Source organism: Agrobacterium sp. Ap1 (genome assembly GCF_017313375.1).
Classification (GTDB): Bacteria; Pseudomonadota; Alphaproteobacteria; order Rhizobiales; family Rhizobiaceae; genus Neorhizobium; species Neorhizobium cellulosilyticum.
The window spans coordinates 333281-358883 of sequence record NZ_JAFLMY010000005.1 but is presented as its reverse complement, the minus strand read 5'-3'; the positions used below and the strand labels follow the sequence as shown (position 1 = coordinate 358883).

At 58.4% G+C, this 25603-nt stretch carries 20 protein-coding genes and 1 other RNA gene; 19 read left to right on the top strand and 2 right to left on the bottom strand.

Annotated elements, in window-relative coordinates; genetic code table 11:
- Nucleotides 1–15: 15 nt before the first annotated feature.
- On the bottom strand, nucleotides 16–1227 hold the full coding sequence (locus JZX87_RS13195) for a pyrophosphate--fructose-6-phosphate 1-phosphotransferase (protein ID WP_183821470.1): 1212 nt from the start codon (nucleotides 1225–1227) through the stop codon (nucleotides 16–18).
- Nucleotides 1228–1581: 354 nt separating this feature from the next.
- Here JZX87_RS13195 and JZX87_RS13190 point away from each other — a divergent pair, with 354 nt between their 5' ends.
- From JZX87_RS13190 to murB, 15 genes are all read left to right on the top strand, one after another.
- Complete coding sequence (locus JZX87_RS13190; RefSeq protein ID WP_183685866.1) at nucleotides 1582–2325, top strand: J domain-containing protein; 744 nt, start codon at nucleotides 1582–1584, stop codon at nucleotides 2323–2325.
- A complete protein-coding gene (locus JZX87_RS13185) occupies nucleotides 2322–3095 on the top strand; it encodes an N-acetylmuramoyl-L-alanine amidase (protein ID WP_183685868.1) in 774 nt (257 codons plus the stop codon). The genes JZX87_RS13190 and JZX87_RS13185 overlap by 4 nt, the downstream gene beginning before the upstream one ends.
- 247 nt (nucleotides 3096–3342) lie before the next feature.
- The gene (locus JZX87_RS13180; protein ID WP_183821472.1) at nucleotides 3343–3978 is read left to right on the top strand and encodes a lytic transglycosylase domain-containing protein; all 636 of its coding nucleotides are present in this window, start codon (nucleotides 3343–3345) and stop codon (nucleotides 3976–3978) included.
- Nucleotides 3979–4078: 100 nt separating this feature from the next.
- Nucleotides 4079–4481, top strand: an RNA gene (rnpB, locus tag JZX87_RS13175) — RNase P RNA component class A.
- A 403-nt stretch (nucleotides 4482–4884) separates the two neighbouring features.
- Entirely contained in the window at nucleotides 4885–5910 is a 1026-nt protein-coding gene (gene rsmH, locus JZX87_RS13170; protein ID WP_206826028.1) for a 16S rRNA (cytosine(1402)-N(4))-methyltransferase RsmH, read from the top strand.
- 2 nt (nucleotides 5911–5912) lie between these two features.
- Entirely contained in the window at nucleotides 5913–6377 is a 465-nt protein-coding gene (gene ftsL, locus JZX87_RS13165; RefSeq protein ID WP_206826021.1) for a cell division protein FtsL, read from the top strand.
- Entirely contained in the window at nucleotides 6377–8122 is a 1746-nt protein-coding gene (locus JZX87_RS13160; protein WP_206826019.1) for a peptidoglycan D,D-transpeptidase FtsI family protein, read from the top strand. The genes ftsL and JZX87_RS13160 overlap by 1 nt, the downstream gene beginning before the upstream one ends.
- A 56-nt stretch (nucleotides 8123–8178) precedes the next feature.
- Entirely contained in the window at nucleotides 8179–9639 is a 1461-nt protein-coding gene (locus tag JZX87_RS13155) for a UDP-N-acetylmuramoyl-L-alanyl-D-glutamate--2,6-diaminopimelate ligase (protein WP_206826017.1), read from the top strand.
- Nucleotides 9636–11069 carry a UDP-N-acetylmuramoylalanyl-D-glutamyl-2,6-diaminopimelate--D-alanyl-D-alanine ligase gene (locus tag JZX87_RS13150; protein ID WP_206826015.1) on the top strand — a complete coding sequence of 478 codons (1434 nt, stop codon included), beginning with the start codon at nucleotides 9636–9638 and terminating at the stop codon, nucleotides 11067–11069. The genes JZX87_RS13155 and JZX87_RS13150 overlap by 4 nt, the downstream gene beginning before the upstream one ends.
- A gap of 28 nt (nucleotides 11070–11097) precedes the next feature.
- Complete coding sequence (gene mraY / locus JZX87_RS13145; RefSeq protein WP_148147610.1) at nucleotides 11098–12198, top strand: phospho-N-acetylmuramoyl-pentapeptide-transferase; 1101 nt, start codon at nucleotides 11098–11100, stop codon at nucleotides 12196–12198.
- 16 nt (nucleotides 12199–12214) lie between these two features.
- On the top strand, nucleotides 12215–13621 hold the full coding sequence (gene murD / locus JZX87_RS13140) for a UDP-N-acetylmuramoyl-L-alanine--D-glutamate ligase (protein WP_206826013.1): 1407 nt from the start codon (nucleotides 12215–12217) through the stop codon (nucleotides 13619–13621).
- Between the two features lie 4 nt (nucleotides 13622–13625).
- Nucleotides 13626–14780: a putative lipid II flippase FtsW gene (gene ftsW, locus JZX87_RS13135; protein ID WP_148147612.1), complete on the top strand. Its 1155-nt coding sequence runs from the start codon at nucleotides 13626–13628 to the stop codon at nucleotides 14778–14780.
- A gap of 4 nt (nucleotides 14781–14784) precedes the next feature.
- Entirely contained in the window at nucleotides 14785–15924 is a 1140-nt protein-coding gene (murG, locus tag JZX87_RS13130) for an undecaprenyldiphospho-muramoylpentapeptide beta-N-acetylglucosaminyltransferase (protein ID WP_206826012.1), read from the top strand.
- A complete protein-coding gene (gene murC / locus JZX87_RS13125) occupies nucleotides 15921–17330 on the top strand; it encodes a UDP-N-acetylmuramate--L-alanine ligase (RefSeq protein ID WP_148147614.1) in 1410 nt (469 codons plus the stop codon). The genes murG and murC overlap by 4 nt, the downstream gene beginning before the upstream one ends.
- Before the next feature lie 2 nt (nucleotides 17331–17332).
- Entirely contained in the window at nucleotides 17333–18307 is a 975-nt protein-coding gene (gene murB, locus JZX87_RS13120) for a UDP-N-acetylmuramate dehydrogenase (protein ID WP_206826011.1), read from the top strand.
- 365 nt (nucleotides 18308–18672) lie between these two features.
- Here the strand turns inward: murB and JZX87_RS13115 are convergent, their stop codons facing one another.
- Nucleotides 18673–19977 carry an MFS transporter gene (locus JZX87_RS13115; RefSeq protein WP_206826010.1) on the bottom strand — a complete coding sequence of 435 codons (1305 nt, stop codon included), beginning with the start codon at nucleotides 19975–19977 and terminating at the stop codon, nucleotides 18673–18675.
- Nucleotides 19978–20361: 384 nt separating this feature from the next.
- On the opposite strand from JZX87_RS13115, the gene JZX87_RS13110 reads away from it, so the two are divergent.
- The 4 genes from JZX87_RS13110 (at nucleotide 20362) to ftsZ (ending at nucleotide 25380) form a co-directional block, all read left to right on the top strand.
- Nucleotides 20362–21288 (top strand): D-alanine--D-alanine ligase, encoded by a 927-nt coding sequence (locus JZX87_RS13110; RefSeq protein WP_206826009.1) that lies wholly within the window; start codon nucleotides 20362–20364, stop codon nucleotides 21286–21288.
- 8 nt (nucleotides 21289–21296) lie between these two features.
- A complete protein-coding gene (locus tag JZX87_RS13105) occupies nucleotides 21297–22208 on the top strand; it encodes a cell division protein FtsQ/DivIB (RefSeq protein WP_148147680.1) in 912 nt (303 codons plus the stop codon).
- Complete coding sequence (gene ftsA, locus JZX87_RS13100) at nucleotides 22205–23536, top strand: cell division protein FtsA (protein WP_148147618.1); 1332 nt, start codon at nucleotides 22205–22207, stop codon at nucleotides 23534–23536. Before JZX87_RS13105 ends, ftsA begins: the two co-directional genes overlap by 4 nt.
- 89 nt (nucleotides 23537–23625) lie before the next feature.
- On the top strand, nucleotides 23626–25380 hold the full coding sequence (gene ftsZ / locus JZX87_RS13095) for a cell division protein FtsZ (protein WP_183821481.1): 1755 nt from the start codon (nucleotides 23626–23628) through the stop codon (nucleotides 25378–25380).
- The last annotated feature ends 223 nt before the right edge of the window (nucleotides 25381–25603 follow it).

The window sequence follows — 25603 nt, the reverse complement described above, 5'->3', positions numbered from 1 at the left end:
TCCGTCATTTTTCCATCAGGCGGGCTCGAAAGACTGCCCAATGGACTCCATTACATCGCCGAACCATCTTGCCGTCATATCAAAAGGTTTACCACCCTTGATGCGCGGAAATTCGATCGTTCTGAGCTTCCCATTCTGATCTTCGTCATGTCCGGTCACGCCGGAGATCCGGTTTAATGCACTTTCAACAGCGAGATCGACCATTCCCTGGATCAATCGAAGATCATCGCCGTTTGCAGCTGCAGACCTGGCGAAATAGCCGGACTTCTGCACCAATGATCGTTCCGCATCGATCCGGGCCGCAAACTGCTTCTGGAACCAGCCTCCGACATTGATCGTATCCAGTTTGACGTGACCGAACGCATCACGGGCAACATTTTCGCCGGCAGCCTCGCGTTCGGCAACGATTGCGTCCAAACAGGCGCCCTCGGAAACAAAGACCGTCGCAAAGCCGCGCTTGTCCATGACTTCCCTCAAACGAGCCGCTTCCTTTTGCGCATCAAAGGCCATTTCGGGAAGATATACGCCGTCGATGCCCTTCATTTCCTCATTCATGAGGAAGCCTTCGACATAGTTGTTGGAACTGCTTTTCTGGATATAGGCGCGTGCCGTTGCTGCGGTAAGCCAACCGCAATGGCGACCCATGACCTCATGGATGATGAGGGTACGCGGCGCCGCCGTCTGTTCATTCGAAACATTGTCGAAAAATGCTGCGCCAACTTCCGCTGCTGTCCAGGCGCCCAGCGACTGGCGAATGGGAACGATATCATTGTCGACCGTCTTCGGCAGGCCAACTACGGTGAGGTCGTAACCGTTGGCGGCGAGATATGCTGCGAGATCGGCAGCTACGGTGTTGGTATCATCGCCGCCAATAGTGTGAAGCACGGTGATGCCATCTTCGGCAAGCTGCTCTGCTGCAACTGCCAGAGGGTTCTGGCCTTCTTTGATCAGGCCCCGCTTCACGCAGTCTGCGGCATTTGTCAGTTTGACGCGGCTGTTGCCGATCGGCGAGCCGCCATAACGGTGGAGCAGATGTGCATTCTCTCGCATCTCCGCCGTGATTTCGATTCGGTCCGAGAGAAGAACCCCTTGGTATCCGGAGCGATAGGCGATCAGTTCGGCATCCGGAGCGACATCGGTGTAACGTTGAATGAGGCCTCCCACAGCCGATGATAGGCAGGGAGCAAGACCGCCTGCCGTCAACATTGCTACTTTCTCTCTGGCCATGGTTCCTCCGTCGCGCGTGAACGCTTCCCCTGCATTTCTCCGGCGGTATGGATGCGATAGAGGGCAGACGGTGTAAAGTGTATTTCTTCGCCTATTCCGTCGTGCGCCTTGTTTTTCGGTGGGTAATAATTCCGTGTTTTCAAACGGATGCGTCGATAAAGCTGCGCTGCATCACATATGACGGAGGTTGGTGCGCAGCGGATGGCTTTGAAGGGGGGCTGATTTCAGATGCCATGAAAGCGGTCGGCCTGACCTCGGAGCCAGCTCATTGTTCGGATAACATGAACATAGTTTAATCTGGTGGTGAACGCCCGATCCGTTGCATTTTTTGGTGTTATCTGGTCATTTAGGCGGATGATATTCGATTTTTCCTGTCTGCAGATTTCCTCCTTGTGGGAGCGGCTTATCGGCGCGATCGGTGATGCCGCCGGTAGCGCGCTGGGGCGCGTGGTGGAGGCTATCCGCACGCTTTTCGAGGGGGATCCCGAGACCCGCCGGCAGGTTTCCTTCTCCGTTGCCATCATCGCGCTGTCCGCGAAGATGGCCAAAGCGGATGGAATCGTCACCGAAGCGGAAGTGAAGGCGTTTCAGCAAATCTTCGATTTTCCGGATGAAGAAGCCCGCAACGTCGCGCGTTTATACAATCTCGCGCGTCAGGACGTGGCCGGTTATGAGGCCTATGCGTCCAAGCTCTCAAACCTTTGCAGTTCGGGAGCTGCCGAGAACTGCCCGATGCTCGAGAGCGTCGTGGATGGGCTTTTCCATATCGCCAAGGCGGATGGCCTGGTGCATGAGAAGGAGCTTCTGTTCCTCGGCCGTATTGCGGAAATCTTCCGGATAGATGACGAACATTTCCGCCGAATCATGGCGCGGCATGTGCATCTCGATGGTCGGGATCCGTATCTGGTGCTCGGCGTTTCCCCTGAGGATGATTTCGCTGCGATCCGCAAGCAATACCGCCTTCTTGTCTCCGAACATCATCCGGACCGTTTGATTGCGCGGGGCGTGCCTGCCACGCTTCACGCTGCCGCAAACGAGCGGATGGCTGCGCTGAACGCGGCTTATAAGGCGATCGAGAAAGAGCGTCGCGCAGCATGAGTGATTTCGTTGCGGACTATGCGGCAGCATCTGTCCGGCCGTCTCCCAATCACGGGGAGCGAGTTTCCGGCCGTCAACCTGATGCAATCATCCTTCACTATACCGGCATGCCGGACGCCGATCAGGCGCTGAACTGGCTCTGTAACGAGGAGAGCCAAGTTTCCAGCCATTACTTCGTTCATGAGGACGGGCGTGTGATCCAGCTCGTGCCGGAGACGCGGCGTGCATGGCATGCAGGAAAAAGTGCTTGGGCGGGAGAGGTCGATATCAATTCCTGTTCGATCGGTATCGAGATCGCCAATCCCGGGCATCCGGGCGGGCTTCCGATGTTTCCTGCCGACCAGATCGAAGCGGTGGTTCAATTGTGTCTGGATTGCGGCGAGCGGTGGTCCATAAGGCCGGAACGGGTGCTCGGTCACTCCGATGTCGCGCCAATCCGCAAGGTTGATCCGGGCGAGAATTTTCCGTGGAAGCGGCTGTATGATGCGGGTGTTGGTCATTGGGTCGACGCAAGTCCGATTGCCGGCGGGCGGTTCTTCCAGTTGGGCGAGGCGGGGCAGCCCATCGAGGCGCTGCAATCGATGCTATCCTTCTACGGCTACGATCTTGAGATAACAGGCAATTTCTGCGACCGCACCAAGGGTGTGCTGGAAGCGTTTCAGCGGCATTTTCGTCCGGCGCTGGTCGATGGAATAGCCGATTTCTCCACGATCGATACCCTGCACAGATTGCTGACCTCGTTGCCGAAATATAGCCAGGTAGAGATCTGATCTCCTGAGAGTTGTAAGGTAGTAAAATCTTCGTTTTGCTGTGCTGCCACAGACTTTCCTTAATAACCGGGTTTAAGCAGTGGCTCGCGCAATCGCCTTGTAGGCGGGGATTGCAAAGAAAAACGAACGGGTTTCGTCAACGGTCGCATCGTCTTTCCGGCATTGCTTCCGAAGGATCGGCATGTGCCGGCCGCGAGCCTTTCAGGTCCATGAGTTGAAGGACCTTACCCGGAGACTGACTTACTTCATGAGAATGCTGGCTATTGCAGCCGCAGCGGGCGTGATTGCGCTTGCTGCGGGTACGGATTTCGTGCGCGCCGAAGACGGTGGGGAGACGACGAACTCTACAGAAAAACAGGTCATCAAGCCCTGGGAAACGCGCGAAACCACCATGCAGGCCAAGACGCCGGAAGATCAGCGTGCGCTTCGCCAGTCGCGTTACGAGGGTTTGATTCGTCAATATGCCGATCAATACGGCGTTCCGACCGAGCTGGCGATGGCTGTCGTGCGGATCGAAAGCAATTTCCAGCCGATGGCAAAGGGAAGCGCGGGAGAGATCGGCCTGATGCAGATCAAGCCTGCAACGGCCAAGCTGATGGGGTACAGGGGGCGTGCCTCCGGTCTCTATGATCCTGAAACCAACATCCGCTATGGTATGAAATATCTCGCCGGCGCGCATGAGCTCGGTGATGGAAAGCTCTGCCGGACCATCCTCAAATACAATGCCGGCCATGGGGCAAAGCGCATGAACCCGGTGTCGCAGCGTTATTGCAAAAAGGTCGAGACGGTGATCGCCTCGATGGACCGTGCAAAGCCGGTAGAGGACGTATTATATGCGACGGTGGCGCTGGATTATGGCCGCACTTACCCGTTGATGTTCTGATTCCAGAAAGCGGGCGAAGTGCTTCGATTGTAAGTCATTCGGACGGATTCTTTGCTCTGTGCTGTGGCGTTTGCGGATCAAACCGTTTATGGAGCCGGTGCCAGTTGGCCGGGCAGCCGCGCTTTACCAATGTCGAAAGACGGTAGGGTGAGGAAAGTCCGGGCTCCACGGAAACACGGTGCCGGATAACGTCCGGCGGGGGCGACCCTAGGGAAAGTGCCACAGAAAGCAAACCGCCTCGCTATATGCGGGGTAAGGGTGAAAGGGTGGGGTAAGAGCCCACCGCGCCTCTGGTGACAGCGGCGGCAAGGTAAACCCCACCGGGAGCAAGACCGAATAGGGATGACGCGGGGCGCCAAAAGCGCCTACAGCCTGTTTCTGGGCCAGTCATCCGGGTGGGTTGCGTGAGGCGATGTGCAAGCATCGTCCCAGATGAATGGCTGCCACGTTCCGATGCGTGCATCGGAGCCATACAGAACCCGGCTTACAGGCCAACTGGCGAATCTGACCTGATAATGCGGCGGAGATGTAACGTCTTCTTCTCGCTGTCAGCGTCCGGCTGCTCTCCCGTTCTTCGAGAAAGTGGAGAGTTTTCATTATTTCAATAGCTTAATCGATTTTTATCCGACGTTTTCGAGTGCCTCTCTCCGATCGCAAAACCCGCCTTAGTAATGTTTTGTTAAACTTAACGGGTCATAAATAAATACATGTAGGAAGGGGTTTTTAAGACTCGTTCCGTGGGCGTCTCTTTAGTCGATCGTTCTTTCATTTTTCTCTGCTGCGAGGGGCGATGTTTGCCTTGGTAATCGGTTGTCTCGGTTCCTTGCGGATGGTCGTGAATTGAAGGTGGGCTTTCCGGCGGAAGGGGCTGTTGTTTTTCTGCTCTAATTGCAGTGAGAGTGCAGTATGGCGAATGGGTCTGATGGTGCTGAGGTCGAGACCGAAACTGGGTCTGTGCGCCATATCCCGGTTATGCTTGGGGAAGTGGTTGCTGCGCTTCAGCCTGAAGCGGGCAAGGTCATTCTCGATGGCACTTTTGGTGCAGGCGGGTATACGTCCGCGCTTCTTTCTGCCGGTTCTTCGGTAATTGCTCTCGATCGCGATCCGACTGCGATCTCTGCAGGTCAGGCGCTGGTTCAGAAGAGCGAGGGACGGTTGTCCCTCATCCATTCCGAGTTCTCCCGTCTTGCGGAGTATGTTCCCGATGGCGGTTTGGATGGTGTCGTCTTTGATATCGGCGTGTCGTCGATGCAGATCGATGAGGCTGAACGCGGCTTTTCGTTTCAGCGCAACGGGCCCCTCGATATGCGTATGTCGTCTTCGGGTGTTTCCGCCGCTGATGTCGTCAATCGGGCCAAGGTCGGTGACCTTATTCGGATTTTCGGATTTCTCGGTGAAGAAAAGCATCCTGGGCGGATTGCTCGCGCCATCGAAAAGCGGCGTGCAACGCAGTTGTTCGAAACAACGCGCGATCTCGCCAATCTGATCGAGAGCGTCAATCCGCGCAAAGCCAAGGATAAGATTCATCCGGCGACTCGTGTCTTTCAGGCGCTTCGGATTTTCGTGAATGACGAGCTTGGGGAACTGGCTCGTGCGCTTTTTGCCGCCGAGCGGTCGCTTAAGCCGGGCGGTCGTCTGGTTGTCGTAACGTTTCATTCTCTCGAAGATCGGATCGTGAAGCAATTTTTCTCCGATCGTTCCGGTAAGGCTTCCGGCTCGCGACATATGCCGGCGGTCGAGGTTCGTTCCGCTGTTTTCGAATTTCCGGGCAAGCAGATGATTGCCGCTAGCGAGGGCGAGGCTGAGGTCAATCCGCGTGCGCGGTCCGCCAAGCTGCGTATGGGCGTTCGTACCGAAGCCAAGCCTGGTGCTGACGACTTGTCTATTTTCTCGCTGCCTGATCTGGCCAGCCTTGCGACCATGGGAGCCTGACGATGCTGAGGAGTTTCGATCTCGTCCTGATCGGCGTGATGACCACGATGGCGGTCGTTACCTACACGATCAAGCATCGAGCGGACGAAAAGCTGAGCGAAGTTCGCCGGCTCGAGGCTGAGATCAGGCTTGAACGCGACACGATCGATCTTCTGAAGGCCGACTGGGCTCTCCTGACGCAGCCGAACCGCCTGCAGCCATTGATCAAGAATTACGATTCGGAGCTTGGTCTTGTTCCCACGCAGCCGACACAGCTCGCAATGCCAAAGGAGCTGCCCATGCACAGATCGCAACTCCCGCAGCCCGATACGACGATTGAGGATATTATTGCCGGCAAGAATGGTGAGGTAGCTGCGGCTCTCAAGGGGGTGGAGCAGGCGAAGGCAACGCCGGCTCCCAAGGTTCCGTTGCCGCTGCCTCGAGGATGGGCACCGGATAATATGTCCACTGGCTCGGTGAGGCGCTGATGTCTTTTCTTTCTAAAGTTATGGTGGTCAAACGCCGGGCGCATTTTTCGTCTGACCGCAAGGGCAGGTCTGCCGTCGGCGGTGCTGCATTTGAAGGAACGCGCAAGAAGAAATCGGCGCAGGCGCGTAATCGCGTTGGTCTGCTGATCGCAGGTTTCGCCGTGGTTTACGTCGTGATCGGCGGCCGTCTTACGCAGTATGGTATGGCCCAGCCGGAGACGACCTCAAGCATCCTGCCTGCGGACCGCCTGCTGGCTTCGCGTCCGGATATCGTCGATCGCAACGGCGCGATCCTTGCGACGGATATTCGCACCGTCTCTCTGTTTGCCGAGCCGCACAAGATTGTCGACGCCGATGAAGTGGTCGAGAAGCTTTCAACCGTGTTGACGGATCTCGACGTCAAGTCGACCTATTCCAGGCTCAAGTCCAATTCGCGCTTCCAGTGGCTTCGTCGCCAGTTGACCCCGAAGCAGCAGAGCCAAATTCTTGCGCTCGGTATTCCTGGTATCGGTTTCAGGCCCGAGAAGCGCCGCTTCTATCCGGGTGGACGTACTGCCGCACATATCGTCGGTTACGTGAATATCGACAACCGAGGCGTTGCCGGCATGGAGCGTTACGTCGATAGCCAGGGACTTGCAGACCTTGCCTCTGTCGGCATGACGTCGAACCAGCCGTTGGAGCCGGTCAAGCTTTCCATCGATCTCAGGGTTCAGGCAATCGTGCAGGACGTGGTTGCTGCGTCGATCGGCAAATATAAGGCAATCGGCGCCGGCGCAGTGGTCATCGATGTTCATACCGGTGAAATTCTCGGCATGGCTTCTGCACCGGACTTCGATCCGAACGATCCGGCCGCCGGCGGCGAGGAGGGATGGTTCAACCGTATGTCGAACGGCACGTTTGAGATGGGTTCGACCTTCAAGTCGTTCACGCTGGCAATGGGCCTCGACGACGGCAAGATGAACCTCAACAGTACATTCGATGCCCGCTTCCCGATCCGCATTGGTGGTTTCACGATCAAGGATTTCCACGGCAAGGGACGCATGCTCAGCGTTCCTGAGATTTTCCAGTATTCGTCGAATATCGGGACTGCGAAGATCGCTGATGCGGTCGGTATCGACGGACACAAGGACTTCTTGACCAGGCTGGGACTTCTCTCAAGGATGAAGACCGAGCTGCCCGAAGTGGCCATGCCAAGCCAGCCACGCCAGTGGAAGAAGATCAACTCGATCACGATCTCCTTCGGTCACGGTGTTTCCACGACACCACTGCAGACGGCTGTGGCGGGGGCTGCCCTGGTCAACGGAGGCAAACTCCTCGCGCCGACCTTCCTGCCGCGAACGCAGGATGAGGCGGATCAGGTGGCGACCCAAGTGCTGAAGCCTTCGACCAGCCGCGACATGCGTTATCTGTTCGAATGGAATGGTGCCAACGGTTCTGGTCGCAATGCACGGGTCGATGGCTTTGATGTTGGTGGCAAGACGGGGACAGCAGACAAGGTGGTCAACGGGCGTTATTCCCACGACAAGAACTTCAATGCCTTCCTGTCAGCCTTCCCGATGGGTAATCCGCAATATGTCGTTCTGAGCTTCAGCGACGAGCCGAAGACAGACAAGGGCAATGGTGCAGCGCTTGCCGCCACGTCGGCCGCGCCAATGGTCAAGGAGATCATCAGCCGGGCGGCTCCCATTCTCGGTGTAAAGCCGAAATTCGGCAATGACGGTTCTGCCCTGCTTGTGTCTTATTGAGCGACAACAACTCGAGCGGCGATTCGTGAGCGCCGCTCGAAAGATGGAACAGACTGATGAAACTGCGCGATCTTGCCGGTCCGGATTTTCCGGAAGTTAACGACCTTCTCGCTGGTCCTCTCGGAGACCTCGAGATTACCGGGATTTCCTTGGACAGCCGCAAGATCATGCCGGGCATGCTGTTTGCCGCTCTGGCGGGCGTGAAGGCCGACGGACAGGGCTTTATCGGCAATGCTGCCGCCCGTGGCGCCGTGGTCGCGGTGTCGGCTCATCCGGCCGAGGTCGATATTCCGGTTATCGTCGTTTCCAATCCACGCCGTTTCGTCGCGCTGGCTGCGGCCAGATTCTTCGGCAAGCAGCCCGACACGATGGTGGCCGTGACCGGTACGGCGGGAAAGACATCCGTTGCGTCATTCGTCCGGCAGATCTGGGCGAAGGCCGGGTTGAGTGCGGCACAGATCGGTACGACCGGCGTCATTTCGCCGAGCCGCAATGATTACGGATCGCTGACGACGCCCGATCCGGTGGAGTTGCAGAAGCTTCTTGCCGAACTGGCGGATGAAGGTGTTACGCACGCAGCAATGGAAGCGTCGAGCCACGGGCTCGACCAGTCGCGTCTGGATGGCGTCAGGCTTTCCGCTGCTGCCTTCACCAATCTTGGTCGCGACCATATGGATTACCATCCGACGGTCGAGGACTATATGGCCGCCAAGATGCGGCTGTTCGACACGCTGATGCCGAAGGGTTCTCCGGCCGTCATTTTTGCTGACGATGCCTGGTCCGAGGAAGCGATCCGGGTTGCCAAGGCGTCCGGCCTCGATGTGCGGACGGTTGGGCGCAAGGGCGATTATCTCTGCATTAAGCGCGTCGAGCATTTCCGCCACAAGCAGATGGCCGAAGTGCATCACGACGGCCAGATTTTCGAGATCGACATTCCGCTTGCCGGTGATTTCCAGCTTGCCAATGCGCTAGTCGCGGCGGGTCTGGCGATTTCGACAGGTGTAGAGGCAAAGACCGCCTTCAAGGCGCTTGAGACGCTGACCGGCGCTGCCGGCCGTCTGGAACTCGTCGGTCATACGAAGGATGGCGCGCTTGCCTATGTCGACTATGCCCACAAGCCGGATGCGCTGGAAAAGGTGCTGACCGCGGTGCGGCCGTTCACCAGCGGCAAGGTGCTGGTCGTGTTCGGTTGCGGCGGCGACCGCGACAAGGGCAAGAGACCGATCATGGGTGAGATTGCCACGCGCCTTGCCGATGTTGTTGTCGTGACCGACGATAATCCGCGCTCCGAGGTTCCGGAAGTCATCCGCTCCGAGATCATGGCTGCAGCAGCGGGCGCGATCGAGATCGGCGACCGGGCAAGTGCCATCCGTCATGCCGTGAACCTGCTCCAATCTGGCGACACACTGATCGTTGCCGGCAAGGGGCACGAGGAAGGGCAGACGATTGGAACGACGGTGTTGCCGTTCTCGGATCATGTCGAAATACGCCGTGCATTGGAGGAGAGGGTATCGTGAGCTTTCTTTGGACATCGCAAGAGATGGCGACCATCATGGAAGGTCGCCCGATCGGTACGCTTCCGGAGGGCATCACGGGCATTTCGATCGACAGCCGTTCCATCGGTGCGGGGGAAGCCTTTTTCGCGATCAAGGGCGACCGCGTGGACGGTCATGACTATGCGAGCATCGCCGTTGCCAATGGCGCCCCGCTGATCGTCGTCAGCGAAGGAAAGCTTCCCGCGCTCGGTAGGCTGACCGTGCCGATGATCGTGGTGGAGGATGTGCTGGCGGCGCTCGGCAAGCTGGCCGTGGCGTCCCGCGCACGCAGCCGTGCACGCATCATTGCAGTGACTGGATCGGTGGGCAAGACGACAACCAAGGAAATGCTGCGCCAGATGCTTGCTCCATCGGGCCAGGTGCATGCAGCCGTTGCATCCTTCAACAATCATTGGGGCGTGCCGCTGACGCTGGCGCGCATGCCGGCAGATACCGATTTTGGCGTCTTCGAGATCGGCATGAACCATGCAGGCGAGATCACGCCGCTGGTGCAGATGGTCAAGCCGCATGTGGCGATCATCACCACGATTGCGGCAGCCCATCTCGGTCATTTCAAGGATCTGGAAGAGATTGCTGCAGCCAAGGCTGAGATCTTCGACGGTGTCGTCGAGGGCGGCGTTGCAGTGCTCAACCGCGATATCAAGCAGTTCGAGTTTCTGGCGGAGCGTGCAAATCAGGCCGGCGTGGCGCGGATCTGCAGCTTCGGCCAGCATGCCAAGGCGGATTTCCGGTTGGCGGATTTCGAGGGTGACGGCGAGGGATCGACGATCTGGGCCGTTCTTGACGGCGAAACTCGTGAAGTCAGGATCGGAGCACCTGGACGACATATCGCCGAGAATGCAGTCGCAGCACTCGGCGCTTGCGATCTTGTCGGCGCCGATCTCGATCAGGCGATCGAAGTGCTTGCGAGCCTCAAGTCCGTCAAGGGCAGAGGTGAACGTCACCGCCTTGCGATCGGCGAGGGCTATCTGACGCTGATCGACGAAAGCTATAATGCAAACCCCGCCTCGATGCGGGCGGCAATCGCTTTGCTTGCCTCGACCATGCCGGACCTTTCCGGCCGGCGGATTGCGGTCCTTGGCGACATGCTGGAGATGGGCGAGTTTTCCGCGCAGTTGCACGAGGAACTGACCGGGCCGCTGCTTGCCGCCGGGATCGAGCATGTCTGGCTTGCCGGCGCAGAGATGTCGGTATTGCGCGACGCGCTTCCGGAAAGTGTTCAGGTGGAATATCGGGAACAGACGTCGGAACTCGTCGACTATGTCGTGCGCTCAGTCAGGCCCGGCGATGTGGTCATGGTTAAGTCGTCGCTCGGCATCGGTTTCGGCAAGATCGTTGCCGGTCTGCTTGACAACTATCCGGCATTCTCCGACACGGACCATCAACTTTGAATTTTAGCGGCTTCGGGAAAGGGCCTTCATGCTGATCTGGCTTGTCGAACTGTCGGACAAACTGCAGTTTTTCAATTTGTTCCGATACATCACCTTCCGGACTGGCGCAGCCCTGTTTACCTCGGCCCTGATCGTCTTCCTGTTCGGCCCGCGGATGATCGCGTCATTGCGTGTGCGCCAGGGTAAGGGCCAGCCTATCCGTGCTGACGGTCCGCAGACACACTTCAAGAAGGCCGGCACGCCGACCATGGGTGGTCTGATGATTCTCGCCGGCATCGTCGGCGGCTCGCTGCTATGGGCCGACCTTTCCAACGTCTATGTCGTGGCGACGCTGCTTGTAACACTCGGTTTCGGCGCCATCGGCTTTTATGACGATTACCTGAAGGTCACCAAGCAGTCGGACAAGGGCTTTTCCGGCAAGGCACGTCTCGGCATCGAGTTCCTGATCGCAGGCATCGCGGTCTTCTTCATGATGCGCATGGCAATGCACGCCCAGACATCCAATCCGGGCCTTGCAACATCCGTCGCTTTCCCCTTCGTCAAGGAATATGTCCTCAATATCGGCTTCTTCTTCATCCTCTTCGGCGGCTTTGTCATCGTGGCTGCTGGCAATGCGGTGAACCTGACCGATGGTCTCGATGGTCTGGCAATCGTGCCGGTGATGATTGCGGCTGCGTCCTTCGGCGTCATCGCCTATCTCGCCGGTAATGCAGTCTTCGCCAACTACCTGCAGATCAATTTCGTGCCTGGTACCGGCGAACTTGCCGTCATTCTCGGTGCGGTCATCGGGGCGGGATTGGGCTTCCTATGGTTCAACGCACCGCCCGCGGCCATCTTCATGGGTGACACCGGATCGCTGGCGCTTGGCGGCCTGATCGGCTCGGTGGCGGTCGCCACCAAACACGAGATCGTCATGGCGATCATCGGCGGCCTGTTCGTCATGGAAACGTTGTCGGTGATCATCCAGGTCGGTTTCTTCAAGCTGACCGGCAAGCGGGTGTTCCTGATGGCACCCATTCACCACCATTTCGAAAAGCTCGGCTGGACGGAAAGTCAGGTCGTGATCCGCTTCTGGATCATCGCCGTCGGCCTTGCGATGCTCGGACTTTCGACACTCAAGCTTCGGTAATTTCGGTTATAATGCGATGATCCCGGTTACGACTTTCAAGGGTAGAAATGTAGCACTGTTCGGGCTCGGCGGATCGGGTCTCGCGACAGCGCGGGCGCTTGTCGCTGGCGGTGCGAATGTTACCGCCTGGGACGACAACCCTGAAAGCGTAACAAGGGCGTCGCAGGCCGGCATCAATGTTGCCGATCTGAGGGGGATAGATTGGACGAAGCAGGATGCTTTCGTGCTTTCACCGGGCGTGCCGCTGACCCATCCTAAGCCGCATTGGACTGTCGATCTTGCAAAGGCTGCCGGTGTCGAGATCATCGGAGACGTGGAGCTTTTCGTGCGCGAGCGCCGCGCCCATGCGCCGGATAGTCCGTTCATCGCGATTACCGGCACCAACGGCAAATCGACGACTACGGCTCTTATCGCGCATATCCTGAAGGAGAGCGGTCGCGATACCCAACTTGGCGGCAATATCGGCACCGCGGTTCTGACGCTGGACGAGCCGAAGACGGGGCGGTTCTATGTCGTGGAGTGCTCTTCCTACCAGATCGATCTTGCGCCGACCCTCAACCCGACCGCAGGCATCCTGCTCAACCTGACGCCCGATCATCTCGATCGGCATGGCACGATGCAGCATTATGCCGATGTGAAGGAACGCCTCGTTGCCGGCGGCGAAACGGCGATCATCGGCGTCGACGACAGCTTCTGCACGCTGATCGCTGACCGTGTCGAGCGGGCAGGCGTAGCCGTGAAGCGGATTTCGAAGCGTAGCCCCGTCGCTGACGGGATCTATGCGGATGGCACGAAGCTCGTGCTTGCGCATGGTGGGGCGAGCGAACTGTTCGTCGATCTCGATGGCATTCCGACGCTGAAAGGCGCGCATAACGCCCAGAATGCGGCTGCTGCAGTGGCAGCTTGCCTGGCTGTGGGTCTTACGCCGACCGAGATTGTTCAGGGGCTGAAGTCCTTTCCCGGCCTCAAGCACCGGATGCAGCCGGTTGGACGCCGCGGTCATGTCGTGTTCGTCAACGATTCCAAGGCAACCAATGCGGAGGCTGCGGCACCTGCGCTGTCGAGCTATGACCGCATCTACTGGATCGCCGGTGGACTGCCTAAAGAAGGGGGCATCACAAGCCTCGCACCACTTTTCTCTCATATAGTAAAAGCTTATTTGATCGGAGAGGCTGCGCCGGCATTTGCGGCCACATTGGGCGAAAGCGTGCGCTACGAAATCTCCGGCACGCTGGATCAGGCCGTCGCCCATGCATCCGCTGATGCCGATGGCGATGCAATCGCTTCGGCGGTGATGCTGTCGCCCGCATGCGCAAGCTTCGATCAATTCAAGAATTTCGAGGTCCGCGGAGATGCCTTCGTGCAACTCGTGGGCGACCTGCAGAACGTGACAATGCTGGTCGATACCGGAAACAGGAGCTGAGACTATGGTAAGCCGCGCAGACCGAGGGCCGCTCGCAGACTGGTTCTGGACGATCGACCGCTATTTTCTTGCAGCCTTCATCCTGTTGATGGGACTGGGATTCATGCTGTCCTTCGCCGCTTCGCCCGCGGTTGCGGAGCGTATTGGCCTCGACAGTTTCCATTTCGTCGAGCGGCACGCGATGTTCATCATCCCGTCCTTGATCGTGATGTTCGGCCTGTCCTTTCTCAGCCCGCGACAGGTGCGACGAACGGCCATCATTCTTCTGGCCGTCTCGCTGGTGCTAATGGTTCTGGCGCTGTTTTTCGGCGTCGAGGTCAAGGGTGCGCGTCGCTGGATCGGCGTCGGTATCTTCTCGATCCAGCCTTCCGAATTCATGAAGCCAGCCTTCGTGATCGTTTGCGCCTGGTTGTTTTCCGAACATGCGCGGCAGCCGGAAATCCCCGGCAACCTCTTCGCGATCATCCTGTTCGGCATCGTGGCAGCACTTCTGGTCGCCCAGCCCGACCTTGGCCAAACGATCCTCACCAGCGTCGTCTGGGGCGGCATGTTCTTCATGGCTGGAATGCCGTGGATCTGGATTTTCCTGCTCGGTGGCGTTGGCGCAGGTGGTCTCGTGGCGGCCTATTACATGCTGCCGCACGTGACGGCGCGTTTCGACAAGTTCCTGACAGGTGAAGGCGACCGCTTTCAGATCGAGACGGCGCATGAGGCGATCGTGCGTGGCGGCTGGTTCGGCCAAGGGCCGGGCGAGGGGATCGTCAAGCGTATCCTGCCGGACAGCCATACCGACTTCGTCTTCTCGGTCGCCGCGGAAGAATTCGGCATCGTGTTCTGCATGGCGCTGGTGCTGATTTTCGGCTTTATCGTGCTGCGCGGACTTAACCATGCCTTCAAGGAGCGCAACGACTTTAACCGTTTTGCCGTTGCAGGTCTCGTTCTTTTGATCGGTATCCAGTCGATGATCAATATCGGTGTGAACCTCGAACTGATGCCGGCAAAGGGCATGACGCTCCCGCTGATTTCCTATGGCGGTTCGTCGCAGGTCGCGATCTGCATCACTGCCGGTTTCATCCTGGCGTTGACTCGTCACCGGCCCGAAAAGCGGGCACAGGAGCGGAGCCTGTTTCGGGCTGCGCATGGCGTTCCCGCGGAGTGAGTAAATGAATAAGGGCACGATCGTTCTTGCCGCCGGGGGAACCGGCGGTCATCTGTTTCCTGCAGAAGCTCTCGGACATGAGCTTCGCAATCGTGGTTATGCAGTTCATCTCGTGACGGACAGCCGCGCCGAGCGCTTTGCGGGAAAATTCCCCGCCGACGAAATCCATATCGTGCCTTCCGCCACCTTCGCGTCCAAGAACCCGGTTGCCATGGCCAGGACCGCGTGGACGCTCTGGAGGGGACTTCGTACGGCGCGAAAGCTGATGGCGCGTCTTCGTCCGCTGGCTGTCGTCGGTTTCGGTGGCTATCCGACCGTGCCGCCTCTTCTGGCATCCACGGGCCTTGGAATTCCGACGTTGATCCATGAGCAGAACGCGGTCATGGGGCGCGCTAACAAGGCGTTGGCAAAGCGCGTTCAGGCAATCGCAGGCGGGTTTCTTCCGGAAGGCAGAGGCGAGCATGCGGCCAAGATCGTCGTAACGGGCAATCCCGTGCGCCTGCCGGTTCTGGATGCCGCCAAGATCCCCTATCTCGCATCGCGCGGCGAGGCATCGTTCCGTCTTGTCGTTTTCGGCGGCAGCCAAGGTGCCCAGTTCTTCTCCTCGGCCGTGCCGACAGCGATCAGCCTTCTGGAGCCAGCGCTGAGGGAGCGTCTCGTCGTGACCCAGCAGGCGCGCAAGGAGGACAAGGATCGCGTCACTTCCTGCTTTGCCAAGCTCAATGCCCCTGCAGATATTGCCCCGTTCTTTACCGATATGGCCGATCGGCTGGCCGAGGCGCATCTGGTCATCTGCCGATCCGGTGCCTCTACGGTCAGTGAGCTTTCGGTTATCGGTCGCCCGTCGATCCTCGTGCCATATCCTTATGCGCTCGATCATGATCAGGCCGCGAATGCCGCGGCTCTGGTTACCGAGGGCGGTGCGCAGGTCGTGGCGCAGTCTGATCTTTCGCCGGAAAAGCTGTCGGCACTGTTGGCTTCCGCAATGAACGAGCCTGATCGTCTTGAGACGATGGCGGCGGATGCGAAGAAGGCGGGTAAGCCAAACGCGACCGAAGATCTGGCTGATCTCGTCATTGCTATTGCAGAAAAGTGCCCGATCGCCGAATACAAGAATAAGAAAAAGAGTGGAGTTCAGGCATGAAGATGCCCAAGGCCATCGGCCTCGTACATTTCATCGGCATCGGCGGCATCGGCATGAGCGGTATCGCCGAAGTGCTGCACAATCTCGGACACAAGGTGCAAGGTTCCGACCAGTCGGACAGTGCCAACGTCCAGCGCCTTCGCGACAAGGGGATCGAGGTTTTTGTCGGTCACGAGGCGAATAATCTCGGTGATGCCGAAGTGGTCGTCGTTTCGACTGCGATCAAGAAGACCAACCCGGAATTGATCGCTGCGCGTGAAAAATCGCTGCCGATCGTGCGTCGTGCCGAGATGCTGGCCGAGCTTATGCGCTTCCGCAATGCGATCGCGATAGGCGGTACGCACGGCAAGACCACGACCACGTCGATGGTTGCCACGCTGCTTGAAGCCGGAGGACTCGATCCGACAGTGATCAATGGCGGGATCATCAACGCCTACGGCACCAATGCCCGCATGGGCGAGGGCGAGTGGATGGTGGTCGAGGCCGACGAATCGGACGGCACCTTCCTGAAGCTGCCGGCGGAAGTCGCGGTCGTCACCAATATCGACCCGGAACACCTGGACCATTACGGCAATTTCGATGCCGTTCGTGCAGCTTTCCGTCAGTTCGTCGAGAACGTGCCGTTCTACGGTTTCGGCGTTCTTTGCATCGATCATCCCGAGGTTCAGGCGCTGGTCAGCAAGATCGAGGACCGCAAGGTCGTCACCTATGGCGAAAACCCGCAGGCCGATGCACGCTTTTCTAATATCCGCATGGATGGGACAAAGGCGACTTTCGATGTCGAAATACGCCGTCGCCGTACCGGCCGGGTATTCAATTTCAAGGACCTGACCCTGCCTATGCCGGGTCGGCACAATATTTCCAATGCCACGGCGGCGATTGCAGTCGCCAACCGGCTGGGTATTTCGGAAGAGGATATCCGCAAGGGGCTTGCTGCGTTCGGTGGCGTGAAACGCCGCTTCACGCTTACGGGAACCTGGAATGATGTGCAGGTATTCGACGACTACGGGCACCATCCGGTCGAGATCAAGGCGGTGCTGAGAGCTGCACGCGAGGCCTGCAAGGGGCGGATCATCGCGGTACACCAGCCGCATCGCTATTCACGCCTTTCGAGCCTTTTCGAGGATTTCGCGACCTGCTTCAACGACGCGGACAGCATTATCCTTGCACCGGTCTATGCTGCGGGCGAAGATCCGATTGAAGGTGTCAATTCGGAGACGCTGGTCTCGCACATCCGTGCGGGCGGCCACCGCGACGCGCGCTATATGGCGTCGCCGGCTGAACTGGCACATATTGTTTCAGGCATTGCGAAACCAGGTGATTTCGTGGTTCTTCTGGGAGCGGGTAATATTACACAGTGGGCGGCGTCATTGCCGAGGGAACTGGAAAGCATATCAGGACAGTAAGTATGAAGCAGGTAGATGGGGAAAAGCTGCTGGCCTCGCTCGGGGAGGGCGTGAACCAGTTGCGCGGGCGTCTTACACCGGACGCATCGATGGAAAGGGTAACCTGGTTCCAGGCGGGCGGTCTGGCGGAACTGATGTTCCAGCCGCATGACGTGGACGATCTGATAACCTTCCTGAAACTGTTGCCGGCCGAAGTGCCGCTGACGGTTGTCGGCGTGGGCTCGAACCTTCTCGTTCGTGACGGCGGCATTCCGGGCGTTGTCGTGCGCCTTTCGGCCAAGGGATTCGGCCAGGTTGAGCTTGTCGGCGAAAACCGCATTCGTGCCGGTGCGATCTGCCCGGACAAGCATATCGCCGCAATGGCTATGGATAACGGTATCGGCGGCTTTGCCTTCTATTACGGCATTCCCGGTTCCATCGGTGGCGCCTTGCGGATGAATGCCGGCGCAAATGGCGGCGAGACCTCCCAGCGCGTCATCGAGGTTCATGCCGTCGATCGGCAGGGCAACCAGCATGTGTTCTCCAGGGAGCAGATGGGCTACACCTACCGGCATACGGCAGCGGCAAAGGACCTGATCTTCACGCATGCCGTGTTCGAAGGTTATCCGGAAGATCGCGCCAAGATCCGCACCGAGATGGACGCCGTGCGCCAGCACCGCGAGACAGTGCAGCCGATCAAGGAAAAGACGGGCGGTTCCACGTTCAAGAACCCGCCCGGCCATTCCGCTTGGAAGCTGATCGATGATGCCGGCTGCCGCGGACTGATGAACGGTGGCGCGCAGATGTCGTCGCTTCATTGCAACTTTATGATCAATATCGGCCATGCGACCGGTTACGATCTCGAATATCTCGGGGAGATGGTGCGTCAGCGCGTGTTCGAACATGCCGGCATCAAGTTAGAATGGGAAATCAAGCGGCTGGGCATTTTCATGCCCGGGCGTGAGGTCAAGCCTTTCCAGGGCGCGACCACGGAGTAACCGGCCGCTCGGTTCGTTCAGGAGGCGTGAACAATGCCTTTCCACCTGAACGGACCAAGCCTCTGGCTGATTCTCCGGATTAGCCTTCGATGGCTTGGCGGCTTCTGGTCGCTGACCTCGGCGCCTCGCTGTCTTTTGGAGCGTTGATCAGATAAGCGCCCCTTATTTTTCTCTCTATTTTGCCGTTCCTGATTGCAGATGCAGGTTGGATTACCGTTATTCTGAACGCACGGGGTAATCGCATCCAAGATGTGCATCCATTCCGGAAACAATCTAATATCCGGCAATATCCAGACAAGAAAAAGCCCGCGGGGCCAATGGCTTCGCGGGCTTTTCTTATGATTTGATTCCGATCCGGTTGAGGATCAGACTTCTTCCTTGCCTGACAGGAAGATGCAGGCAAGCGTGATGAGGGCGGCAACAAGCAGATAGTAGCCGACATACGCCATGCCGTAGTTAGCCTGCAGGTAGGTGGCGATATAAGGAGCCAGGGAGGCGCCGAAGATGCCAGCCATGTTGAAGGTGATCGACGAGCCGGTATAACGCACAGTGGTCGGGAACGGGGCTGCGAGCGCCGTGCCGATCAGGCCGTAGGTCATGCCCATCAGCACCATAGCAAGAACCACGAACAGGAAGATCATGCCTTCGCCGTTGGTCATCAATGCCGGCAGGAGGAACGAGAAGGCTGCAATCAGCGCGCTGGTGAGGATCAGCATTTCGCGTCGGCCGTAACGCTCTGCGAGCTTGCCGATTACGACGATGAAGATACCGAAGACAACAGATCCGAGAAGCTGGACTTCCAGCGCATCCAGGAACGGCATCTTCAGAACCTTGACGTTGTAGGACAGAAGATAGGCCGTGCCGATGTAGAACAGCACAAAAGTGGCAAGTGCTACGAATGTGCCGAGTACGAGGCTACGCTTATGCTTGCGGAAGAGTTCCGCGACGGGCACTTCGACGCGTTCATGGCTGTCTATTGCCTTCTGGAATGCCGGGGTCTCGGTAATCGAAAGGCGAACCCAAAGGCCGACAGCGACCAGTATTATCGATGCGATGAAGGGAACGCGCCAGCCCCAGCTGAGCAGCGCTTCCTGCGACATGAAATGCAGGAGGATCCAGAATACGCCGGATGACAGGAACAGGCCCAGCGGGGCGCCGAGCTGCGGGAACATGCCGTACCAGCTGCGCTTGCCCGGAGGAGCGTTTTCGGTGGCCAGTAGAACCGCGCCACCCCATTCGCCGCCGAGACCGAAGCCCTGGCCGAATCGGCAAAGCGCCAGAAGCAGCGGTGCGACGACGCCAATCTGTTCATAGGTCGGCAGAAGGCCGATCACGACCGTGGAAACACCCATGGTCAGCAATGCGGCTACCAGCGTCGTCTTGCGGCCGATACGGTCACCGTAATGGCCGAACACGATCGCGCCGAGCGGGCGTGCAAAGAATGCGATGGAGAAGGTTGCGAAAGATGCGAGAAGCGCGCTCGTGGGGTCGCTGCCGGGGAAGAACAGCGTCGGGAACACCAGGACGGCGGCGGTCGCATAAACATAAAAATCGAAAAACTCGATCGTCGTGCCGACCACGCTGGCCGTCAGGACTTGTGCAGGAGAGTTCGTTGCAACAGGCGCTAACGGCTCAGCAGACGGCGAAGCGGAGGGCGTCGCGTTAGTCATACTGATTCCAGTTCAGAAAAGGTTTTTTATATGGCTCTTGGGAGGGCCGCATGCGCAGTATCGTAATTTTATGGCGACCGAAACCCTTCCTGTCGCAATAAATGCAAAAAAAACAGGTCTTGCGAAGAATCATGCGACGAGCTGAGACGTCCCGCAGAAAAGGGAGTGCGCCGTAATCTGTGATTTCCTCAAGTGTCGCGTTAACTATTTCCTTCGTAATTTTATCCTTTGTTTTCAGTGTATTGGGTTGCCTCGTTAAGCAAAGTAAACGATTTGTTAACCATTTTGCTGCACCAATGAGGGACGAGTTCGGTGAGAGTCGCTGGCCGCAAGAGGCGGGAGAGGTTCGAAATCCGGGAATTGTTCTTTTTCAAGAGGTGATGGATGAGTGGCAAGCACGTGGCTGTTCTGATGGGAGGGTTTTCCTCCGAGCGGCCTGTCAGCCTGTCGTCCGGCAACGCTTGTGCGGATGCGCTTGAGGGCGAAGGTTATCGGGTGACGCGTGTCGACGTCGGGCGTGATGTCGGTTCCGTGCTGGCTGGTCTTCGGCCCGATGTTGCATTTAACGCTCTTCATGGCCCCTTCGGTGAAGACGGGACTATCCAGGGTGTGCTCGAATACCTGGAAATTCCTTACACGCATTCGGGTGTGCTGGCCTCTGCGTTGGCCATGGATAAGGCCCAGGCAAAGCATGTTGCCAAGGCTGCAGGCGTGCCTGTTGCCGATGCGCTTGTCATGGATCGCAAGGATTTCACCAATGTTCATCCCATGCCTGCGCCCTATGTGGTCAAGCCGGTTCGTGAAGGGTCTTCTTTCGGTGTTGTGATCGTTCGTGAGGATCAGTCCCATCCGCCGCAGATCGTGACGTCGCCTGAATGGCGCTACGGCGACGAGGTGATGGTCGAGCGTTATGTCTATGGTCGTGAACTGACCTGTGGGGTCATGAATGGTCAGGCTCTCGGTGTCACGGAGGTCGTCCCGACTGGTCCGGGATTCTACGATTACGACGCCAAGTATGTTGCCGGTGGTTCAAAACACGTCATTCCGGCGCAGATTTCACCGAATATTTACCAAAAAATACAAGCATGGGCGGTCAAGGCGCACGAGGCTATCGGTTGCCGTGGCGTGAGTCGCTCCGACTTTCGCTTCGATGATCGGTTCTCCGGTGAAGGTGAAGTCATCTGGCTTGAGGTCAATACCCAGCCTGGAATGACCCCGACATCTCTCGTGCCTGAAATGGCTGCTCATGCGGGTTATTCCTTCGGTGAGCTTGTTCGCTGGATGGTGGAGGACGCTTCTTGTCTACGGTGATCGGCAAAATGGCTGGTGGATCGCATCGTCGCGCTGCTTCCGGCGTGGTGGGCGCTGACGATCGTCGCGTTTTGCCGCGGCCACTGCGTCGCGTCGTGCGCTTTGCGGTCAGTCTTGCCACCGGCAGGATCGATATTCCGGCGCATGCCGGCACGCTATCCACCTTCGCGTTTTTCGCGGCCGTAGGTCTCTATGGCATGTCTCTCGGTGGTCACGGTCATGTTGTGGCCCAGTCCACAACTGCTGCGGTCGGATTCGCGATCGAAGACGTTCGGGTCTCGGGTAACGATCAGACTTCGGAAATCGACATTCTTCAGCTTCTCGGTCTCGATGGCACGACGTCACTGGTTGCGCTGGATATCGATGCCGCAAGGCGCAAGCTGTCCGAGCTGCCTTGGGTCGAATATGCGGAAGTGCGCAAGGTTTATCCGCGCACGATCGAGGTCATGCTCAAGGAGCGCAAGGCTTTCGCCATCTGGCAGCACGGATCCGAACTGTCGTTGATCGAAAAGAACGGATCGGTTATCGCGCCACTCAAGGACAACAAGTTTGCCTCCTTGCCCCTGTTCGTCGGTCGTGATGCAGAGATTGCTGCCGCATCCTTCGCGCAGGAAATGGACAAGTGGCCTGAGATTGCAAGCCGCGTGCGGGCCTATGTCCGGGTTTCCAGCCGCCGTTGGGATCTGCATCTCGATAACGGCATCGTTCTCAAACTTCCGGAAGAGCGTATCCCGTCTGCTCTGGCTCTCTTGTCCAAACTGGAAAAAGAGCAGGGTGTGCTGGAGCGCGATGTCGCTGCGGTAGACCTTCGTCTTGAAGATCGCACAACCATTCAATTGACTTCCGCTGCGGTGGAGCGTCGTGAGCAAGCGCTCGACGCTCGTACCAAGGCCCTGAAAAAAGCTGGAGCGAAATCGTGAATATGTTCGGTTCCTCCCAATTCGGTATGCCGCGTATGAAGCCCCTGTCATCGAAGCGCAGCCACGTCGTGTCGGTTCTGGATATCGGATCGACCAAGGTCGTGTGCATGATTGCCCGCCTCACTCCGCGCCAGGAAAGCCAAATCCTTCCGGGCCGCACGCATCACATCGAGATCATCGGCATCGGCCATCAGCGTTCACGTGGTGTGAAGTCAGGTGTGATCGCCGACCTCGATGCAGCCGAAAGCGTTATCCGGCTTGCCGTCGACGCTGCCGAGCGCATGGCTGGCCTCACCGTCGACAGCCTGATCGTCAACGTTTCCGCCGGCCGTCTGGCAAGCGATGTCTATACTGCGACCATCGATCTTGGTGGCCAGGAAGTCGAGAATTCCGATCTTCGCAAGGTTCTGGTGGCGGCAAGCAACCAGTCGCAGCGGCATGATCGCGCCATCCTTCACTCGCTGCCCACCGGCTTCTCGCTGGATGGCGAGCGCGGCATCCGTGATCCGCTGTCGATGTATGGCGATGAACTGGGTGTCGACATGCATTTCGTCACCGCTGAACGCATCACGCTGAAAAACCTCGAGCTTTGCGTCAATCGTGCGCATCTATCGGTCGAGGGCATGGTGGCTACACCTTATGCCAGCGGTCTTGCTGCCCTGGTCGACGACGAAGTAGAACTCGGCTGCGCAGCCATCGACATGGGCGGCGGCACGACGACGATCTCTGTTTTCTGCGAAGGCAAGCTCGTTCATACGGATGCAATCGGTCTTGGTGGCCATCATGTCACAACTGATCTGGCGCGAGGCCTATCGACTCGGATAGAAGATGCCGAGCGCATGAAAGTCGTACATGGTTCGGCACTCGCCAATGGTGGCGATGAACGTGACGTGATCTCCGTACCGCCGATCGGCGAGGATGATCGCGATCAGCCGACCCAGGTGCCGCGCTCGCTGGTTACCCGTATCGTTGGCGCCCGCATCGAAGAGACGCTGGAACTTATTCGTGACCGCATCCAGAAGTCGGGTTTCAGCCCGATTGTCGGAAAGCGGGTCGTATTGACGGGTGGCGCCAGCCAGCTGACCGGCCTGCCGGAAACGGCACGGCGGATTCTCGCCCGCAATGTTCGCATCGGTCGTCCGATGGGTGTCTCCGGTCTTCCGGCGGCAGCCAAGGGCCCGGCGTTCTCCACCGCAGTGGGACTGATCATCTATCCGCAGGTGGCGGATATGGAAACGCATGCATCGCAGGGCGGCCTCATCGGTTCGTTCGGCAACGGAACCGGTCGTTTGGCCCGCATGGGACAGTGGCTGAAAGAGAGTTTTTGACCAGGGGGACAGCCCCTCCCTTGTCAAAGTGAATTGGAAAAGAATTGGTCAGCTCGGCGACGCGACCAAAAGCAGAAGGAAAAGGTACAATGACGATCAAGCTGAACAAGCCTGACATCACCGAGCTGAAGCCTCGGATCACTGTTTTCGGCGTGGGTGGCGGCGGCGGTAACGCCGTCAACAACATGATCACTGCCGGGCTCGAAGGCGTCGATTTCGTCGTTGCCAATACTGATGCTCAGGCACTGACCATGACCAAGGCCGAGCGCATCATCCAGATGGGTGTGCAGGTCACCGAAGGTCTCGGCGCCGGCTCGCAGCCGGAAGTCGGCCGCGCTGCCGCTGAAGAATGCCTCGATGAGATCATCGATCATCTCAACGGCACCCACATGTGCTTCGTGACCGCAGGCATGGGTGGTGGTACCGGTACCGGTGCTGCTCCGGTCGTTGCGCAGGCTGCCCGCAACAAGGGCATCCTGACAGTCGGCGTCGTCACCAAGCCGTTCCACTTCGAAGGCGGTCGCCGCATGCGTCTGGCCGAGCAGGGTATTCAGGAACTGCAGAAGTCGGTCGACACGCTGATCGTCATTCCGAATCAGAACCTGTTCCGTATCGCCAATGACAAGACGACCTTTGCCGACGCATTCGCGATGGCCGACCAGGTTCTCTATTCGGGCGTTGCCTGCATCACCGACCTGATGGTCAAGGAAGGCCTGATCAACCTCGACTTCGCTGACGTTCGCTCTGTCATGCGCGAGATGGGCCGTGCAATGATGGGTACGGGCGAAGCTTCCGGTTCGGGCCGCGCTCTGCAGGCTGCCGAAGCCGCGATCGCCAACCCGCTGCTCGACGAGACCTCGATGAAGGGCGCTCAGGGCCTGCTGATCTCGATCACCGGTGGTCGCGACCTTACTCTCTTCGAAGTCGACGAAGCGGCTACCCGTATTCGCGAAGAAGTCGATCCGGATGCCAACATCATCCTCGGTGCGACCTTCGATGAAGCACTTGAAGGCCTCATCCGCGTCTCCGTCGTTGCAACCGGTATCGATCGCGCTCATGGCGAAGTCGACCTGCGTGCCGCTGAAATGCGCGCCGCTCAGAAGCCGATTATCCGTCCTTCCGCGGCCGTTGCTCCGGCTCCGGCCGCAGCTCAGCCTGTCATGATGCAGGCCCCCCAGGCACCGAAGGCTGCCGACCCGATCGCAGAGACTATCCGCCAGGCGGAAGCTGAAATGGAACAGGTTCTTGCAATCCCGACGCCCGTTGCTCCGGCACCGCAGCCGCAGCAGGACGAGTTCCGTCCGCAGAGCCGTCTCTTCGCAGCTCCGGTTGCAGAAGCTCCGGCTCCCGCACCGGTCATGACCCGTCCGGTTCAGCCGGCACCTCAGCCGGCTCCGGCTTACCATCAGCCGGCGTCCGCCGCTGCACCGGTTATGAGCCAGCCGGCTCCTCGCATGGCACAGCCGGTTCAGCATGAGCCTGTTTATCGCGAACCTGTCATGGAGCCGGTTCGCATGCCGAAGGTGGAAGATTTTCCGCCGGTCGTGAAGGCTGAGATGGAACATCGCGCCCAGGCGACGGCCCATGTTCAGGAAGAGCGTGGACCGATGGGCCTCCTAAAGCGGATCACCAATTCGCTCGGTCGCCGGGAAGAGGAAGAGCAGGTCCAGTCGGACATGACTGCTTCAGCTCCTGTTCCCCAGCGTCGTCCGCTTTCGGCAGAAGCCAGCCTCTATGCCCCGCGTCGCGGCAATCTCGATGACCGTGGGCGTGTTGCTCCGCAGGCGAGCCACGAGGACGATCAGCTCGAAATTCCGGCCTTCCTGCGCCGCCAGTCGAACTGAGTTAACGGCGTATAACAAAGTTGAAGAGGCCCGGGTGATCAGCATCCGGGCCTTTTTAAGTTGAGCATATTAATTGTGGAAAAATAACCTTTCCAATCAGATGTTTACGCGATGAAAAGTATGTCGCGGCCAAGGATGGTGACGTTGTTAGAAAACCGTAACAATCCGAAACGAACAGTGATTTGGAAACAGCGTAGAGCATGCGTATTTAGACGCTGACAGA

Coding starts and splice junctions, on each gene's coding strand:
- JZX87_RS13195 (WP_183821470.1), bottom strand. CDS start 1,227: ATGGCCAGAGAGAAAGTAGCAATGTTGACGGCAGGCGGTCTTGCTCCC.
- JZX87_RS13190 (WP_183685866.1), top strand. CDS start 1,582: ATGATATTCGATTTTTCCTGTCTGCAGATTTCCTCCTTGTGGGAGCGG.
- JZX87_RS13185 (WP_183685868.1), top strand. CDS start 2,322: ATGAGTGATTTCGTTGCGGACTATGCGGCAGCATCTGTCCGGCCGTCT.
- JZX87_RS13180 (WP_183821472.1), top strand. CDS start 3,343: ATGAGAATGCTGGCTATTGCAGCCGCAGCGGGCGTGATTGCGCTTGCT.
- rsmH (WP_206826028.1), top strand. CDS start 4,885: ATGGCGAATGGGTCTGATGGTGCTGAGGTCGAGACCGAAACTGGGTCT.
- ftsL (WP_206826021.1), top strand. CDS start 5,913: ATGCTGAGGAGTTTCGATCTCGTCCTGATCGGCGTGATGACCACGATG.
- JZX87_RS13160 (WP_206826019.1), top strand. CDS start 6,377: ATGTCTTTTCTTTCTAAAGTTATGGTGGTCAAACGCCGGGCGCATTTT.
- JZX87_RS13155 (WP_206826017.1), top strand. CDS start 8,179: ATGAAACTGCGCGATCTTGCCGGTCCGGATTTTCCGGAAGTTAACGAC.
- mraY (WP_148147610.1), top strand. CDS start 11,098: ATGCTGATCTGGCTTGTCGAACTGTCGGACAAACTGCAGTTTTTCAAT.
- murD (WP_206826013.1), top strand. CDS start 12,215: ATGATCCCGGTTACGACTTTCAAGGGTAGAAATGTAGCACTGTTCGGG.
- ftsW (WP_148147612.1), top strand. CDS start 13,626: ATGGTAAGCCGCGCAGACCGAGGGCCGCTCGCAGACTGGTTCTGGACG.
- murG (WP_206826012.1), top strand. CDS start 14,785: ATGAATAAGGGCACGATCGTTCTTGCCGCCGGGGGAACCGGCGGTCAT.
- murC (WP_148147614.1), top strand. CDS start 15,921: ATGAAGATGCCCAAGGCCATCGGCCTCGTACATTTCATCGGCATCGGC.
- murB (WP_206826011.1), top strand. CDS start 17,333: ATGAAGCAGGTAGATGGGGAAAAGCTGCTGGCCTCGCTCGGGGAGGGC.
- JZX87_RS13115 (WP_206826010.1), bottom strand. CDS start 19,977: ATGACTAACGCGACGCCCTCCGCTTCGCCGTCTGCTGAGCCGTTAGCG.
- JZX87_RS13110 (WP_206826009.1), top strand. CDS start 20,362: ATGAGTGGCAAGCACGTGGCTGTTCTGATGGGAGGGTTTTCCTCCGAG.
- JZX87_RS13105 (WP_148147680.1), top strand. CDS start 21,297: ATGGCTGGTGGATCGCATCGTCGCGCTGCTTCCGGCGTGGTGGGCGCT.
- ftsZ (WP_183821481.1), top strand. CDS start 23,626: ATGACGATCAAGCTGAACAAGCCTGACATCACCGAGCTGAAGCCTCGG.